Annotated in this window: 18 protein-coding genes; 13 read left to right on the forward strand and 5 right to left on the reverse strand. The window is 65.4% G+C overall.

All coding sequences use genetic code 11. From position 1 onward, the window contains the following. Positions 1–4: 4 nt before the first annotated feature. Both HPS01S_RS19515 and HPS01S_RS19520 read left to right on the forward strand, forming a co-directional pair. Positions 5–751 carry a GntR family transcriptional regulator gene (locus HPS01S_RS19515; protein ID WP_066160109.1) on the forward strand — a complete coding sequence of 249 codons (747 nt, stop codon included), beginning with the start codon at positions 5–7 and terminating at the stop codon, positions 749–751. Between the two features lie 47 nt (positions 752–798). Next, entirely contained in the window at positions 799–1,521 is a 723-nt protein-coding gene (locus HPS01S_RS19520) for a hypothetical protein (protein ID WP_066160112.1), read from the forward strand. A gap of 16 nt (positions 1,522–1,537) precedes the next feature. On the opposite strand, the gene HPS01S_RS19525 is transcribed toward HPS01S_RS19520, so the two are convergent. From HPS01S_RS19525 to HPS01S_RS19535, 3 genes are read right to left on the reverse strand one after another with little or no spacing between them, the layout of a single operon-like run. Beyond that, positions 1,538–2,158: a MarC family protein gene (locus tag HPS01S_RS19525; protein WP_066160115.1), complete on the reverse strand. Its 621-nt coding sequence runs from the start codon at positions 2,156–2,158 to the stop codon at positions 1,538–1,540. Positions 2,159–2,162: 4 nt separating this feature from the next. Next, positions 2,163–2,666: a MaoC family dehydratase gene (locus HPS01S_RS19530; RefSeq protein WP_066160118.1), complete on the reverse strand. Its 504-nt coding sequence runs from the start codon at positions 2,664–2,666 to the stop codon at positions 2,163–2,165. 14 nt (positions 2,667–2,680) lie between these two features. Further along, positions 2,681–3,439 carry an SDR family oxidoreductase gene (locus tag HPS01S_RS19535; RefSeq protein WP_066160121.1) on the reverse strand — a complete coding sequence of 253 codons (759 nt, stop codon included), beginning with the start codon at positions 3,437–3,439 and terminating at the stop codon, positions 2,681–2,683. A 121-nt stretch (positions 3,440–3,560) separates the two neighbouring features. Here HPS01S_RS19535 and HPS01S_RS19540 point away from each other — a divergent pair, with 121 nt between their 5' ends. Together HPS01S_RS19540 and HPS01S_RS19545 are read left to right on the forward strand one after the other, a co-directional pair. After that, positions 3,561–4,244: a dienelactone hydrolase family protein gene (locus HPS01S_RS19540; RefSeq protein ID WP_066160124.1), complete on the forward strand. Its 684-nt coding sequence runs from the start codon at positions 3,561–3,563 to the stop codon at positions 4,242–4,244. Between the two features lie 7 nt (positions 4,245–4,251). Next, on the forward strand, positions 4,252–5,241 hold the full coding sequence (locus tag HPS01S_RS19545) for an amidohydrolase family protein (RefSeq protein ID WP_371836606.1): 990 nt from the start codon (positions 4,252–4,254) through the stop codon (positions 5,239–5,241). Between the two features lie 15 nt (positions 5,242–5,256). On the opposite strand, the gene HPS01S_RS19550 is transcribed toward HPS01S_RS19545, so the two are convergent. Next, positions 5,257–6,378 carry a magnesium transporter CorA family protein gene (locus tag HPS01S_RS19550; protein WP_084397563.1) on the reverse strand — a complete coding sequence of 374 codons (1,122 nt, stop codon included), beginning with the start codon at positions 6,376–6,378 and terminating at the stop codon, positions 5,257–5,259. Positions 6,379–6,391: 13 nt separating this feature from the next. After that, entirely contained in the window at positions 6,392–7,393 is a 1,002-nt protein-coding gene (gene hemB, locus HPS01S_RS19555; RefSeq protein ID WP_066160133.1) for a porphobilinogen synthase, read from the reverse strand. Positions 7,394–7,598: 205 nt separating this feature from the next. On the opposite strand from hemB, the gene HPS01S_RS19560 reads away from it, so the two are divergent. From HPS01S_RS19560 to fusA, 9 genes are all read left to right on the forward strand, one after another. Next, positions 7,599–8,729 carry a hypothetical protein gene (locus tag HPS01S_RS19560; RefSeq protein WP_066160138.1) on the forward strand — a complete coding sequence of 377 codons (1,131 nt, stop codon included), beginning with the start codon at positions 7,599–7,601 and terminating at the stop codon, positions 8,727–8,729. A 252-nt stretch (positions 8,730–8,981) separates the two neighbouring features. Next, entirely contained in the window at positions 8,982–9,410 is a 429-nt protein-coding gene (locus HPS01S_RS19565; protein ID WP_066160141.1) for a CopD family protein, read from the forward strand. Positions 9,411–9,424: 14 nt separating this feature from the next. Continuing rightward, positions 9,425–10,534: a VanZ family protein gene (locus HPS01S_RS19570; RefSeq protein WP_255284261.1), complete on the forward strand. Its 1,110-nt coding sequence runs from the start codon at positions 9,425–9,427 to the stop codon at positions 10,532–10,534. Positions 10,535–10,543: 9 nt separating this feature from the next. Then, positions 10,544–10,885: a (2Fe-2S) ferredoxin domain-containing protein gene (locus HPS01S_RS19575; protein ID WP_066160148.1), complete on the forward strand. Its 342-nt coding sequence runs from the start codon at positions 10,544–10,546 to the stop codon at positions 10,883–10,885. Positions 10,886–10,920: 35 nt separating this feature from the next. Then, positions 10,921–11,544: an alpha/beta hydrolase gene (locus HPS01S_RS19580; protein WP_066160150.1), complete on the forward strand. Its 624-nt coding sequence runs from the start codon at positions 10,921–10,923 to the stop codon at positions 11,542–11,544. Positions 11,545–11,590: 46 nt separating this feature from the next. After that, entirely contained in the window at positions 11,591–12,778 is a 1,188-nt protein-coding gene (locus tag HPS01S_RS19585) for a D-alanyl-D-alanine carboxypeptidase family protein (RefSeq protein ID WP_084397565.1), read from the forward strand. Positions 12,779–12,914: 136 nt separating this feature from the next. Next, a complete protein-coding gene (rpsL, locus tag HPS01S_RS19590) occupies positions 12,915–13,292 on the forward strand; it encodes a 30S ribosomal protein S12 (RefSeq protein WP_066160152.1) in 378 nt (125 codons plus the stop codon). Between the two features lie 156 nt (positions 13,293–13,448). Continuing rightward, complete coding sequence (gene rpsG, locus HPS01S_RS19595; protein ID WP_066160156.1) at positions 13,449–13,919, forward strand: 30S ribosomal protein S7; 471 nt, start codon at positions 13,449–13,451, stop codon at positions 13,917–13,919. A gap of 97 nt (positions 13,920–14,016) precedes the next feature. Continuing rightward, positions 14,017–16,119: an elongation factor G gene (gene fusA, locus HPS01S_RS19600; RefSeq protein WP_066160159.1), complete on the forward strand. Its 2,103-nt coding sequence runs from the start codon at positions 14,017–14,019 to the stop codon at positions 16,117–16,119. The last annotated feature ends 109 nt before the right edge of the window (positions 16,120–16,228 follow it).

Genomic DNA, 16,228 nt, shown 5'->3' on the forward strand with positions numbered 1-16,228 from the left:
CACCATGCTGCAAGACCTGCTTCAACCCGCACACGCCGCCGGCCCCGCGCCGCGCAGCGACGAACCCGAGCCGCGCACCCTCACCGAACGCGCCTACCGCGCGCTGCGCCACGACATCGTGTGCGGCGATCTGCAGCCGGGCCAGCGCCTGCGCGTCGAGCACCTCAAGGACCACTATGGCGTGGGCGCCGGCACGCTGCGCGAGGCGCTGGCGCTGCTGGTGTCCGACGCGCTGGTCACGGTCGAAGGCCAGCGCGGCTACCGCGTCAGCGCCGTGTCGCTGGACGACCTGTGCGACCTCACCGACACGCGCGTGCGGCTGGAAACCGAGGCGCTGCGCCAGTCGATCCGGCTCGGCGACGCGGGCTGGGAGAACTCGGTGCGCGAGGCCTTTGCGCAGCTCAGCGTGGCCGAGGAGGGCGGCGCCGGCCGCGACCCGGACCAGTGGGAGCGCGCCAACCGCCACTTCCACGAAACCCTGATCGCGGGCCACAGCTCACCCTGGACGCGGCACCTGCTGGACATCCTCTACCGCCACGGCGAGCGCTACCGCCACATCGCCATCCGCATCGGCGCCACGCCGGGCTTCGACCGCGACGTGCACGCCGAGCACGAGGGCATCTTCCTGGCGGCGATGGCGCGCCAGGAGGCCCGCGCGGCGCTGGCGCTGGAAGCCCACATCCGCCTGACCTGCGACATCCTGACCCGCCAGGCCGACGCGGCGGCAGGGGGCGGATTTAAGCTGGCTTAATACGGGCGGGGGTAGTATGGCTATCCCCTTTTCCACCCGTTCCGGTCATGAACATCCCATGCTTCCGAGTCCTGCCCTTGCTCGCCCTTGCCGCAGGCGCCTGTGCCTCGCCCGCCTGGGCCGCCGACCCCGTCACCGATGCCTTGCAGAAGGCCTACGTGCCCTACCGTGCGGCCCTGTTCAAGACCAACGCCGGCCAGGCCGGCGAATCGGCCGATGCGCTGAAACAGGCGCAACAGGCCTGGTCCCAGGTCACCCAGCTCGTGAAGTCCCAGCCCACCGTCCCGTATGCCAACGATGCGCTCATGGCGCGCACCCTGAGCGGGGTCGAGGAGCACTACGCCAGGGCCGTGCAGCAGGTGGCCGCGGGGCAGTTGTCCCAGGCCCACGACACGCTCGAAGGTGTGCGCGACCTGCTCAGCGAACTGCGGCGCCAGAACCAGGTCATCGTCTACAGCGACCACATGAACGCCTACCACGCCCAGATGGAGCATCTGCTGGACGAGGGGCCGAAGTGGCTTCAGGCGGACGACGGCTTGCCGAAGCTGGCGGCGCAGGCGGGTGTGCTGACCTACCTGGCGGGCCTGCTCGCCAGCGAAGCCCCTGCGTCGGCGCAGTCATCGCCGGAGTTCAAGGAACTGCTGGGCGCGGTGACGCGATCGGTGGATGCGCTGAACGCGGCTGTGGCGGCGGGCGACAAGGCCCGGATCGAGAAGGCCATCGGCCAGGTCAAGGCACCCTACAGCAAGCTGTTCATCAAGTTCGGCTGATCCGGGGCTCTGGCCCTCAGGCGCCCAGCGCCGGGAACAGCTTGGTCAGCCCGGCGGCCATCACCTCCACCGCCAGCGCGGCCAGGATCAGGCCCATCAGCCGGGTCATCACGTTGATGCCGGTCTGGCCCAGGAAACGGGCGATGGGCTTGGCCGCGGCGAAACACACGGCGGTGGCCAGCGCGATCACCACGCCATAGCCCACCAGCGCGGCGTGCTGGAAGAAGGTCTTGGCCTGGTCGGCGTAGATCACCACGGTGGACATGGTGGCCGGGCCGGTGAGCAGCGGAATGGTCAGCGGCACGACCGCGATAGACGCTTTGGTGCCGGCGTCGTCCACCTCGCTTTTGGTGGCCTTGGCCTCGGCCGGCTGGGCGTTCAGCATGGACAGCGCCGAGGTCAGCAGCAGCATGCCGCCACCGACCTGGAAGCTCGCCAGCGAGATGCTGAAGAACTCCAGGATCTGCAGGCCGATCACCGCGCAGGTCGCGATGACCGCGAACGCGCTGAACGAGGAAATCAGGATGGTGCGCTTGCGCTGCGCCGAACTGAATCCCTGCGTGTAGTGGATGAAGAAGGGCACGATGGCCAGCGGGTTGACGATGGCCAGCAGGGTGATCAGGGGCTTGAAATCCATCCCGCTATTGTGCGGGCGCGGCGGCGCGAGGGGGCGCTTTCAGCCGGAACATCCCGTAGCCCTCCATGTGCAGCACCTTGTCGCCGTGCTGGTTGAACATCTCCCAGATGGTGCGCACCAGGCCCACGTCGGGGCGCTTGCTCATCGGGCGTTTCTCGGTGATGGTGTGCTGCAGCCGCAGCACGTCGCCGGGGTAGACCGGCTTGGTCCACTTCAGGCTCTCCAGCCCGGGCGAGCCCAGGCTGGAGGTCTCGTGCAGGAAGTTGGTCACCATCAGCCGCATGGCCATGGCGCAGGTGTGCCAGCCGCTGGCGCTGAGCGCCCCGAACACCGAGGCCTTGCCGCCTTCTTCGCTCAGGTGGAAGGGCTGCGGGTCGAACTGGCTGGCGAAGGCGATGATCTCCTCCTTCGTCGGCGAAATGCTGCCCAGGTCGCGGGTCTGTCCGACCTCCAGGTCTTCCCACCAGATCCTGATGTGCGGGCTGTTCTCGGGCGTGGTCGCGGTCATGGGTGGTTCCTTGTTCAACGCCCGCCGGACACATCCAGCAGGCTCATGGTGGTGTAGCTGGCCGCCGGCGACAGCAGCCAGACGATGGCCTGCGCGACCTCGTCGGCCGTGCCGCCGCGCTGCATGGGCACCTGGTGTTTGAGCTGGTTCACCCGGTCGGGGATGCCGCCCGAGGCGTGGATCCCGGTTTCGATCAGGCCCGGGCGCACCGCGTTGACGCGGATGCCTTCGGCCGCCACTTCTTTGGCCAGGCCGATGGTGAAGGTGTCGATGGCGCCCTTGGCCGCCGCGTAGTCCACGTACTGTCCGGGCGAGCCGATGCGCGCGGCGGCGCTGGAGACGTTGACGATGGCGCCGCCCTGGCCGCCGTGGCGCGTGCTCATGCGGCGCACCGCCTCGCGTGCGCAGAGGAAGCTGCCGAACACGTTGATGTCGAACATGCGCTTCCAGCGCGCCGCGCTCATCTCGTCGACCCGGGCGGTCACGTCCACCACGCCGGCGTTGTTCACCAGGCCGGTGAGCCGGCCCAGCTTGGCGTCGATCTTCCCGAACATGCGCAGCACCTGCGCCTCGTCGGCCACGTCGGCCTGCGCGGTGATGGCACTGCCGCCGTCGGCGCGGATGGCGCGCACCACCTCGTCGGCGGCGAGGGAATTTGCGGTGTAGTTCACCGCCACCGCCCAGCCTTCGCGCGCGGCCAGCCGCGCCGTTGCCGCGCCGATGCCCCGGCCGCCGCCGGTCACCAGCAGCACCCCGTTGGCCCCTGCGTTCATCCTGCACCCTCCTGACGCTCTGTCACATTTGCGGTTACAACATGCACCTGTCGAAACTTAACGCAGGCGGCCCCGCGCAAGCGTCGCGCACCGGACCTGCCACTCATCGTTCGGAGACTTCATGGGCAGCTTTGTTCAACTCACTTCCGCCGACGGATTCCATTGTCCCGCCTACGTCGCGCAGCCCACCGGCCAGCCCAAGGGCGGGCTGGTCGTGCTGCAGGAAATTTTCGGCGTCAACAGCCACATCCAGGCCGTGGCCGACGGCTACGCGGCCGAAGGCTATTTCGTGGTGGCGCCCTCCACCTTCCACCGGGTCAAGGCTGGCGTGGATCTGGGTTACACCGAGGCCGACATGGGCGCGGGCATGGCCCTCAAGACCGCGGTCGAGGCCCTGCCCCCTCCGGGCGTGATGGCCGACATCCAGGCCGCGATCCGTCTGGCCGCACAGGGCGGCAAGGTCGGCATCGTGGGCTACTGCTGGGGCGGCCTGCTGACCTGGCGCTCGGCCTGCACGCTGCAGGGGCTGTCGGCGGCGGTGCCGTACTACGGCGGCGGCATGACCACACCGGACGAGATGGCGCGCAAGGAGCAGGTGCCGACGCTGGCGCACTTTGCCGAGCAGGACCGCTGGATTCCGCTGGACGGCGTGGAGGCGTTCCGCCAGGCGCACCCTGCGGTGACGGTGCACCTCTATCCGGCGCACCACGGTTTCAACTGCGACCAGCGGGGCGCCTGGGACGCTCCCTCGGCCGCGCTCGCCCGTGAGCGTACGCTCGCCTTCTTTTCACAGCACCTGGGCTGAGTCCGGCATGCGCAACCTGCTGCGACGGGGCCTGTTGTGGCTGGCCTGTGGCGCGGCGCCTGTGATGGCGCAGACCCCGTACGCGGGGCCGCTGTTCGACGCCCATCTGCACTACAACGACGATGCCTGCGTGCAGGACGCACCCGACCCGGCCTGCCCGCACCCGCTGACCGATGTGCTGGCCCGCATGCAGCGCAACGGCGTGCGCGCGGTGCTGGCCAATTCGCGGCCCAATGCCGGCACCCTTGCCCTGGCCGGCGCGCGCGAGGCCACGCATGCCGCGGGCGTGACCGTGGTGCCCTTCGTGCGCCTGTACCGGGACCGGGCCGACTACAGCAGCTGGTTCCGGGACGAGAGCATCGTCGAGCTGGTGACCACCGAACTGGCGCGGGGCACACCGGCCGGACCCTATCAGGGCCTGGGCGAGTTCCACCTCTACGACAGCGCGAATGCCAACGGGCCGGTGGCGCGGCGGCTGATGGCACTGGCCGAGGAAAAGCAGCTTGCGGTGCTTGCGCACGTCGACGACGTGGCGATCGACCTGCTGATGGCTCACACCGCGGGGAAAGGCGATCTGCCGCCGGGCCGCCCCAAGGCAGATCAGCCCCCTGGGGGGGCAGCGACCCGCGAAGCGGCGGAGCGTGGGGGCTTTCGCTTGATCTGGGCGCACACGGGCATCGGTGGAGCTTCCGTCGAACGCGTCGATGCGCTCATGGCGCGCTACCCCCTGCTGATGGGCGAGCTGTCCTACCGGCCGGGCCTGACCTGCGGCGACGGGCAGCTGTGCCCCGAGTGGCACAGCCTGCTGCTGAAGTACCCCGAACGGTTTCTGATCGGATCGGACACCTGGGTCAACCAGCGCTGGCTCTATTACGACGAGCTGATGCAGTCTTACCGGCACTGGCTGGGCGGGCTGCCGGCCAGCGTGGCGCGGCGCATTGCCTGGGACAACGCCGCCACGCTGTTCGGCGTGGCGCACGGCAACGGCCGGCCCTGACGCGGTGGGCCGCGCTCAGCGCCCGCTGCGCGCCAGGTAGCGCTTGCGCCAGAAGACCACGCTCAGGCCCACGGCGATCAGGACCATTGAGCCCATGGCCCACCAGAAGCCGGCGTTGTCGTGCAGCAGCGGGATGAACTCGAAGTTCATGCCGAAGATGCCGGCGATCAGGTTCAGCGGCAGGAAGATGGCGGTCAGCGCGGTGAGCGTGCGCATGATGTCGTTGGTGCGGTTGCTTTGCGCCGAGAAGTGCATCTGCACCGCGGTCTCGGCGTTCTGCTCCAGCCGGCGCACGTGGTGGATCACCCGCTCGATGTGCTCCAGCACGTCGCGGCTGCGCACCTTGAGCAGTTCCAGTCCTTTGTGGCCGCCGAAGTGGTCGCCGTGGCCCTCGACCACCTCCCAGCCCGCCAGCGCCTCGATCCAGTCCTGGATCGCGGCGCGCTGGTCTTCGCAGATCTCGTCGAGCTGGTGCAGCGAGATGCGGGCGTCCAGCAGCGAACCCCAGTTCGTGAACCGGGTGGACGGGTGCAGCAGCTCGGCCTGCCAGTGGTCCAGCTGCCGCGTGAGCTCGCGTCGCAGCTCCAGGTAGCCGTCGACCATCTGGTTGACGATGCGCAACATCAGGTCGGCCGGGCCGGCGGGCAGATTCACACCAGCCGCCCGCGCGGCACTCGTGCCCGCGCCCAGCAGGCGGGTGGCGTAGTGGTCCAGCACCGTGCAGCCGGCCGGGTGCACCGTCAGCAGCACCCGGTCGAACACCGCGAAGCCCACCGGGCTGGTGTCGATGCGGCGCAGCACCGGCGGCCCGCCGCGCCGGGTGGGCTGCGTGAGCACCTGGCCCGGGTGGGAGAGGTCGGTTTCGCTGTGCCCGGCGGCCAGGCGGCGGAACACCAGCAGGTCGTACTGCGAGGTGTAGTCGAAGTGCGAGGGCAGCTGGTTGTTCAGCAGGTCGGAGATGTGCAGGTCCACCAGCGGCACGCTGCCCAGCGCCAGCAGCGTGGACTGCACATGGCCCTGCTCCAGCTCGAATTCCCGCCGGCCGCAGGCGATCCAGATGAATCCGCTGACCGGCGGTTGCGTGGGCAGACCATCCGATTCGGTGACCGAGGTCGTCTGGACGTGGAAGACGCGCATGCCCGGACGCGCTTCAGCCGCGCAGCAGCCGCGCGGCGTCGCGCGCGAAATAGGTCAGGATGCCGTCGCAGCCGGCGCGCTTGAAGGCCATCAGGCTCTCCATCATCACCGCGTCGTGGTCCAGCCAGCCGTTCTGGGCGGCGGCCTTGAGCATCGCGTATTCGCCGCTGACCTGGTAGGCGAAGGTGGGCATGTGGAACTCGTCCTTCACGCGGCGCACGATGTCCAGGTAGGGCATGCCGGGCTTGACCATCACCAGGTCCGCGCCTTCGGCGATGTCCAGCGCCACCTCGCGCAGCGCCTCGTCGCTGTTGCCCGGGTCCATCTGGTAGACCTTCTTGTCGGCCTTGCCCAGGTTGGCGGCCGAGCCCACCGCATCGCGGAACGGGCCGTAGAAGGCGCTGGCGTACTTGGCGCTGTAGGCCATGATGCGTGTGTGCACGTGGCCGGCGGCTTCCAGCGCCTGGCGGATCGCACCGATGCGGCCGTCCATCATGTCGCTGGGCGCCACCATGTCCACGCCGGCCGCAGCCTGGGTCAGCGCCTGCTGCACCAGGATCTTCACCGTCGGGTCGTTCAGGATGTAGTTGTGTTCGTCCAGCACACCGTCCTGGCCGTGGCTGGTGTAAGGGTCCAGGGCCACGTCGGTCATGACGCCCAGGCCGGGAAAATCCTTCTTGAGCGCCCGCACCACGCGCGGCACCAGGCCCTCGGGGTTCATGGCTTCCTGGCCGTCCGGCGTCTTGAGCGACTGGTCGATCACCGGGAACAGCGCCATGTAGGGGATGCCCAGCTTCACGCAGTCCTCGGCCACCGGCAGCAGCAGGTCCAGGCTCAGGCGTTCGACGCCCGGCATGGACGCGACCGCTTCGCGCCGGCCGGCGCCGTCGAGCACGAACACCGGGTAGATGAAGTCGGCGGGGCTCAGCCGGTGCTCGCGCACCAGGTCGCGGGTGAAGACGTCGCGGCGCAGGCGGCGCGGACGGGACAGGGGGTAGGGGGCGGGTGTGTGCATGAGGCTATTGTGGCAAACCGGTCAACCGTGCAGTAATTTGCGATGGCCCCAGTGCAGCGTGTCCGGGTGGTTGTTGCAAATCGTAAAAAAAGCACGATGATTGAGAACGTCGGAGTGACGTCTTGCACGCCGCGTAATAAGAAAATACTGATGCTTCTGCAGCCATGCGGGACGCAGTAGGAATCTTTCACTCAAGAGCACTGTCATGCAGCCCACCAGATCCAGCCCACCCAACCAGACCTCCAACCCCAAACCGGGCGCCCCGACCGAGGCCGATGCATGGAAGCTGGAGGACCACTGGCAGGAGCTGGTGTCTGCGCTGGCCGACCAGTTCACCGAAGGTGTGAGCAGCCTTCAAAACCAGATCGACCAGCTGCTGGCCAAGGGCCGCATCACCAAGATGGAGCACCGGGCGCTGAACATCCCTGCCGAACGCATCAAGCTGGCGGGGCTCAGCGCCCAGCAGATCCACCGCCTGTACGGAGGGCGCATCCGTCAGACGCACGAGAAGGTGAACATGGCCGATCTGGTGGAGGGCGTGTTGCAGGAGCGCAAGCAGGAACTGGGCATCCTGGGCATCGCCCTGCGCCGCAAGCTCAAGCCGGTCGAGGTGCTGATCGACCCGACGTTGGCGCATTCCTTTGTCAACGCGGTGCTCGACTGGGGCATTCCGTTCGGCAACCGGGTGGATGTGCGCATGGACCTCAATGCGTGGCCACAGCACGCGCGGCTGCAGATGCGCGTGGCCAACGACGGGATCCCGCCTTCGAGCAGCACCGCGTCCGACAGCCTCAGCTGGATGCTGATTCGCCAGATCGCTGCCGCCTCGGGCGGTATCGACCTCGAGCGCGACGTGACCGCCGAGGGCGTCAGTTTTACGGCGATGTTCAGCCGCACCGTGGTGCAGGCGGTCGATGGCATTTCGACCGTCGACCTGTCGGACGAACACTCGTCGATGTTCAAGTCGCTCTCGGGCACGTATGTGCTCACGATCTCCCCTAGCCTGCAGATCCGTGCCGACGTGCGGGATGCGCTGCGTGAAATCGGGATCACCTCCGACAGCGTGGTGGACTTCCATCAGGCCCGCGATGCCGTCAAGGCCCGCATGCCCAACCTGATCGTGGTCGATTCGGAGATCAAGGACGGGGAGTTCGAGCGCTTCCGCAGCGAGCTGTTGCGCGAGGTGTTCGAGTTTCCGTTCGTGGAGATTTCGCCCGACGACAGTTCGTTTGACATGTCCGGGTTTGGCGAGTTTTCGATGGCCAAGGTCGGACGCGGGAACATCCGGGAGGCGCTGGGCACGGCCGTGATGTTCGAATTGGCCAAGATGATGTAGTGCTTTTGGGTCTATTTATTGGCCTGCGCGCAGGCCCTGTCAGTTTTGACAGGGCTTCGCTTCACATTCGATGTGATCTGTTGTAACATCAGCCCCGAGCGCGTCCTTGGACCGCTCCCCGCTTTTCCTCCCTGAGCGGGTGCCTTAGTGTGTGACAGCAAAAAGGCTTCCTAACCCGGCCCTGTGGGCCGGGTTTTTTTTGTGCCGTGCGGCCATGAATCCCTGCAGCGGCGGCGCAGATAAACTGCCCGCATGCTCTGGGTCAAATCCTTCCACATCGTCTTCATCGCCAGCTGGTTCGCGGGCCTGTTTTACCTGCCCCGCATTTTTGTGAACCTGGCGATGGTTCCCCCTGAAAGCGTGGCCGAGCGCGAACGGCTGATGCTGATGGCCGAAAAGCTGTTCCGTTTCACCACCATGCTGGCCGTCCCTGCGCTGGTCCTGGGGCTCTGGCTCTGGCTGGGGTATGGGATCGGCCTGGGTGCCGGCAACGGGTGGATGCACGCCAAGCTTCTGCTGGTGGTTCTGATTCTGGGCTATCACCACGCCTGTGGGCGGCTTCTGAAGTCCTTCAGGACCAATGCCAATCGGCGCCACCATGTCTGGTTCCGGTGGTTCAACGAAGCGCCGGTGATCATGCTGGTGCTGGTGGTCGTTCTGGTGGTCGTCAAGCCATTCTGATGACCGGGCGCGCCGTGGCGAGCCGATCCTCTGCTATTCCGCTGTCGCTGCTGTTTGCGGCGCTCGTCGTCTATGCCAGTCTCTATCCTTTCGAAGGATGGCGCTGGTCTGGCGGACAGGTGTGGGCGTTTCTGAGCGCGCCCCTTCCCCGTTACTGGACGAAGTTCGATGTGTCGGCCAACCTGGTGGGCTATGTGCCGCTTGGGTTCCTGGCGGCGCTGGGGTTGCTGCGGTCGGGCTGGGGGCGCTGGGCGTGGTGGTTTGCGGTGCTGTTGCCGGCCATGCTGTCGCTGTCGCTGGAGACCCTGCAGAATTTCCTGCCCATGCGGGTTCCGTCCAACCTGGACCTCGGACTCAACATCGCAGGGGGCGTGCTGGGCGTTTGCCTGGCCTGGTTCCTCGAACGACTGGGTGTGATGCGGCAATGGACGCAGTTCCGTCGGAACTGGTTCGCGCCTCAGGCGCACGGATCGCTGGTGTTGCTGGCGCTTTGGCCGTTTGCCCTGCTGTATCCGTTGTCGGTGCCGTTCGGCCTGGGGCAGGCCTGGGAACAGCTAGAGGAGGTGTTGTCCAGTCTGCTGGTGGACACGCCCTTCCTGGTCTGGCTGCCCTTGCAGTCGGAAGCGGCAGTGCCGCTGAGCCCCCTGGCGCAGGCGTTGTGCGTGGCGCTGGGTCTGCTGGCACCGCTGATGCTGGGGTATGCGGATGTGCATGCTCCCTCGCGCAGGCTGGTGCTGCTGGTTGCGCTGCTTTTGTCGGCCCTGGGCGCCGCCGGATTCTCGGCGGCCATGACTTACGGGCCGGACCACGCCTGGGCCTGGGTGGACATGCCGGCGCTGCTGGGCATGGCCGTCGCCGCGCTGGTGGCGCTTGCCACGTTGAGGCTGCCACCGCGCGCGTGCCACGTCAGTCTGCTGCTGGCACTCGCAGTCTCCCTGAGTCTTCTCAATCGTGCGCCAGTGAGTGCCTACTTTGACCAGTCTTTGAACGTCTGGGAGCAGGGGCGTTTCATCCGCTTCCACGGCCTGTCTCAGTGGCTGGGCTGGCTGTGGCCGTTTGTCGCCCTGATGTATGCCGTGCGGGCAGTGACCCGACTCCCCGCCGGGCGCCAGGCCGACCACTAGAATCCAGCCATGTCAGAGAACCGATCCTCCTACTACGAGCGCCACATCTTTTTCTGCCTGAACCAGCGCGACAACGGCGAAAACTGCTGCGCGCAGCACAAGGCGCAGGCGGCCTTTGATCGGTGCAAGAGCCAGTCCAAGGCATTGGGCCTGTTGGGCCCCGGCAAGGTGCGGGTGAACAAGGCGGGCTGCCTGGATCGCTGTGCCGGTGGCCCCATCGCCGTCGTGTACCCCGAGGCTGTCTGGTACAGCTACGTGGATGAACAGGACATCGACGAGATCGTGCAGTCGCATCTCAGGGATGGGGTGGTGGTCGAGCGCTTGCGAACGCCACCGGAAGTCGGGCGCTGAGATGCCCGGATTCCTGGATTGATAGCGCGACACACGTGAACGCACACACCGAGCATCTTTTTCAGGTGGGTCCCTCCGGGCAGCTGGAGGTGGCCATCGACCGCGCTGCCGGGTCTTCCCGTGGGATGGCGGTCATTGCGCATCCCCACCCATTGCATGGGGGCACCCTCACCAACAAGGTGGTGCAGACCCTGGCGCGTGCCTTCGTCCTTTGCGGCTGGACGGCCGTGCGGTTCAACTTCCGTGGTGTGGGTGCGAGCGGGGGTGTCTACGACGAAGGGCGCGGGGAGTTGCAGGACATGCTGGAGGTTGTCCGCTCACAGGTGCCTGACGGTCCGCTGTGTCTTGCCGGCTTCTCGTTTGGTGGCTTCGTCGCAAGCCAGGCCGTGGCCGCATTGCACGGTCAGCGGGACATCCAGAAGGTGGTGCTGGTCGGCCCTGCCACCAGCCGGTTCGGCGTCGCCGCTATTCCGGATGAACTTCGCCAGCGCACATTGGTCATTCATGGCGAGCACGACGACACTGTGCCGCTGCAGTCCGTGATGGATTGGGCGCGCCCGCAAGCCCTGCCTGTGCTGGTGGTGCCAGGCGGGGGGCACTTCTTTCATGGGCAGTTGCCCTTGTTGCGAGAACTGGTGCAGCGGCATCTCGTCGCCTGAACTCGGGTCGCTTCGGCCCTGGACTTCTTTCTTCTCTTTCAATTCCATGCTGTTTGAACGAATCTTGCCCAAGGGTGGTCTGCTGGCCGTTTTCTTTCTGTGTTGGCACCTGGCCGCCTCGGCGGCTGTTCCGCAACCTCCGGAAGTGGCGGCGCGGGCGTACCTGCTTCTGGATGTGTCGTCCGGGCAGGTCCTGGCGGCCAAGGAACCGGACAAGCCTGTCGAACCCGCTTCGCTCACCAAGCTGATGACTGCCTATCTCGTGTTTGATGCCCTCAAATCCGGCAAGATCGATCTCAAACAGACACTTTCAGTGAGTGAGCGGGCCTGGAAAATGCCGGGCTCCCGCATGTTCATTGACCCCAAGATGAAAGTGCCGGTGGAGGATCTCATCAAGGGCATGATCGTTCAGTCGGGCAATGACGCCACCATGGCTCTTGCCGAGGGCGTGGGTGGAAGTGCGGAGCAGTTCGTCGAAATGATGAATCGCCAGGCCAAGGCGCTGGGAATGAACGCCAGCAGCTTCAGGAACCCGGAAGGTCTGACCGTTCCGGGGCACACCACCACGGCCCGGGATCTGGCGACGCTGGCGACCCGGCTGATGCGCGACTTCCCTGAATACGTTCCGTATTACGCCATTCAGCGTTACCGCTATCCAGGCACTCCAGCAGCCAATGACACCAACCGGAACCTTCTGCTGTTCCGCGACCCCTCTGTGGATGGCCTGAAGACCGGACACACCGATGCCGCCGGCTATTGCCTCGTTGCAACTGCCCGCCGGCCCAGTGCGTTGCTGGGCGCCGGAGCAGAGGGGCAGCGCAGGCTGTTGAGCGTCGTGTTGGGTGCTGCCAGCGAAAATTCGCGTGCAGCGGAGAGTCAGAAGCTGCTGAACTGGGGGTTCACGGCCTATGAGGCGGTCCGCTTGAGCTCCGTGGGCGGTGCGGTGGTCACTCCTCGCGTCTGGAAGGGGCGCGCGGATCAGGCCAAGCTTGGGCGCCCCGAGGGCGTGGTGGTGTCCGTTCCGGCAGGAACCGGCGCCGGGCTCAAAACCGAGGTCACGCGCCCGGATCCGTTGGTGGCCCCTCTGCTCAAGGGGCAGCAGGTGGGGGTGCTTCGTGTGCGTACCGCGGGCGGCGAGACGGTTGCCGAGGTCCCTCTGACGGTGCTGGAGTCCGTTGAAGAGAGTGGCATTTTCGGGCGGGCCTGGGACGCACTGCGGCTGTGGATCCAGTGAGTACATCGGTGCGTCGACGGACACCAGAGAGATGGATTTGGTCTTTCAATAGGCCCGTGATACAGTAGAGGGCTTTTCGGAATTTTCCGAAGGGTTTCGCTTTTTCGCTCATCAAACGTTTAGGGACGTTTCTTTCATGCCAACCATCAGTCAACTCGTGCGCCACGGCCGGGAGGTCGAAAAGACCAAGTCCAAGAGCCCGGCCATGGAAAACTCGCCGCAGCGTCGTGGTGTGTGTACCCGCGTGTACACCACGACCCCCAAGAAGCCCAACTCCGCTCTGCGCAAGGTCGCCAAGGTGCGCCTGACCAACGGTTTTGAGGTGATTTCCTACATCGGTGGTGAAGGCCACAACCTCCAGGAGCACAGCGTCGTGCTGGTTCGTGGTGGTCGTGTCAAGGATCTGCCCGGTGTGCGTTACCACATCGTCCGCGGCTCGCTGGACCTGCAAGGCGTGAAAGACCGCAAGCAGGCGCGCTCCAAGTACGGTGCCAAGCGTCCCAAGAAGGCCTGATCTTCCTGAAATGTCGGTGTTTGTTCCGCCTGGCAGGTGGTGCAAACGTAGTGACCCCAAACACGGGCTGTTCCGTGCGGGTCGAGTAAGTGAGGGTCCCGGATGGCTCTCGCGGTGTCCGAAAGGGCGCCAACTGAAGCAATGCAGAGGTAAAAAATGCCACGTCGTCGCGAAGTCCCTAAACGTGAAATCCTGCCGGATCCCAAATTCGGCAATGTCGAGCTTTCCAAGTTCATGAACGTGATCATGGAAGGTGGCAAGAAGGCGGTTGCCGAGCGCATCATCTACGGCGCCCTCGAGCAAATCGAGAAGAAGACCGGCAAGGATCCGGTGGAAATATTCTCGACCGCCATCAACAACGTCAAGCCCATGGTGGAAGTCAAGTCCCGCCGCGTGGGTGGTGCCAACTACCAGGTGCCCGTTGAGGTGCGCCCCGTCCGCCGTCTGGCGCTGTCGATGCGCTGGATCAAGGAGGCGGCCCGCAAGCGCAGCGAAAAGTCCATGGCCCAGCGCCTGGCCAATGAACTGGTTGAGGCAACAGAAGGTCGTGGTGGCGCCATGAAAAAGCGCGACGAAGTGCACCGTATGGCCGAGGCCAACAAGGCGTTCAGCCACTTCCGCTTCTGATTCACGCGGGCGTTTTGTACGCCTGCTGTTCTTTTGGAAGCGAGCCCGCGGGCCCCACAGGGTCGCGGGCTTTGGTATTTAATTTTGGAGAATTTTCATGGCACGCACCACGCCCCTTGAGCGTTACCGCAACATCGGTATTTCGGCCCACATTGACGCCGGCAAGACCACCACCACCGAGCGCATCCTGTTCTATACCGGTGTGAACCACAAGATTGGTGAGGTGCACGACGGCGCCGCCACTATGGACTGGATGGAGCAGGAGCAGGAGCGTGGTATCACGATCACGTCCGCTGCCACCACCTGCTTCTGGAAGGGCATGGACCTGTCCTACCCCGAGCACCGCTTCAACATCATCGACACCCCCGGCCACGTGGACTTCACCATCGAGGTGGAGCGTTCCATGCGCGTGCTCGACGGTGCTTGCATGGTGTATTGCGCCGTGGGTGGCGTGCAGCCCCAGTCTGAGACCGTCTGGCGCCAGGCCAACAAGTACAAAGTGCCCCGTCTGGCCTTCGTGAACAAGATGGACCGCACTGGTGCCAACTTCTTCAAGGTCTATGACCAGATGAAGCTGCGCCTGAAGGCCAACCCGGTGGCGATCGTGATACCGATCGGTGCCGAAGACAACTTCAAGGGCGTGATCGACCTCATCAAGATGAAGGCCATCATCTGGGACGAAGCGTCCCAGGGCATGAAGTTCGAGTACCAGGACATCCCGGCCGACCTGCAGGCGCAGGCCGAGGAGTGGCGCAGCAAGATGGTCGAGGCAGCCGCTGAAGCCAACGAAGAGCTGATGAACAAGTACCTTGAGGAAGGCGACCTGACCGAAGCCGAAATCAAGGCCGGCATCCGTGCGCGGACGCTGGCGGTTGAGATCCAGCCGATGCTGTGCGGTACCGCCTTCAAGAACAAGGGTGTGCAGCGCATGCTGGACGCCGTCATCGATTTCCTGCCTTCGCCGGTGGACATTCCGCCCGTGGCAGGTACCGACGACGATGACAAGGAAACCTCCCGCAAGGCTGACGACGAAGAGAAGCTGTCCGCCCTGGCGTTCAAGCTCATGACCGACCCGTTTGTGGGGCAGCTGACTTTCGTTCGCGTGTACTCGGGCGTGCTCAAGAAGGGCGACACCGTCTACAACCCGATCAAGGGCAAGAAGGAGCGCATCGGCCGTATCGTGCAGATGCACGCCAACAACCGCCAGGAAGTCGAAGAAATCCGGGCAGGCGACATCGCTGCCTGTGTGGGCCTGAAAGATGTGACCACGGGCGAAACCCTGTGCGATCCGTCCGCCATCATCACCCTGGAAAAGATGGTCTTCCCTGAGCCCGTGATCGCGCAGGCCGTGGAGCCCAAGTCGAAGGCCGACCAGGAAAAGATGGGCATCGCCCTGGGCCGTTTGGCTGCCGAAGATCCGTCCTTCCGTGTCAAGACCGACGAAGAGTCCGGTCAGACCATCATTGCCGGTATGGGCGAGTTGCACCTGGAGATCATCGTCGACCGCATGAAGCGCGAGTTCGGCGTGGAAGCCAACGTGGGCAAGCCGCAGGTGGCCTACCGCGAAACCATCCGTGGCACCGTGGAAGAAGCCGAAGGCAAGTTCGTGCGCCAGTCCGGCGGCAAGGGCCAGTACGGTCACGTGGTGTTCAAGATCGAACCACAGGAGCCGGGCAAGGGGTTCGAGTTCGTGGACGCCATCAAGGGCGGTGTGGTGCCGCGCGAATACATCCCTGCTGTGGGCAAGGGCGTGGAAGAGGCGCTGAACCAGGGTGTGCTGGCCGGGTATCCGGTGGTCGACGTGAAGGTCACTCTGCATTTCGGTTCGTACCACGACGTGGACTCGTCCGAACAGGCGTTCAAGATGGCCGCCATCTTTGGTTTCAAGGAGGGCTGCCGCAAGGCTCAGCCCGTCATCCTCGAGCCAATGATGGCCGTGGAAGTCGAGACCCCGGAGGACTATGCCGGTACCGTCATGGGCGACCTGTCTTCCCGTCGCGGCATGGTGCAGGGCATGGACGACATGGTCGGCGGCGGCAAGGCCATCAAGGCCGAGGTGCCGCTGTCCGAAATGTTCGGCTATGCCACCACGTTGCGCTCCATGACCCAGGGTCGTGCCACCTACACCATGGAATTCAAGCACTACAGCGAGGCTCCGCGGAACGTGTCCGAGGCCATCGTCGCCGCTCGTTCCAAGTAATCAGATCGGTCTTCGGCGCCCGTCGGGGTGGGCCGGCTGCCCGTGGCAGGCCCGTGCCGGAGACGTTAAACACTCACGGGTTTTGTTCTTTCAACAGAGGTATTTGCAA

This window comes from Hydrogenophaga pseudoflava NBRC 102511, assembly GCF_001592285.1.
GTDB classification, from domain to species: domain Bacteria; phylum Pseudomonadota; class Gammaproteobacteria; order Burkholderiales; family Burkholderiaceae_C; genus Hydrogenophaga; species Hydrogenophaga pseudoflava.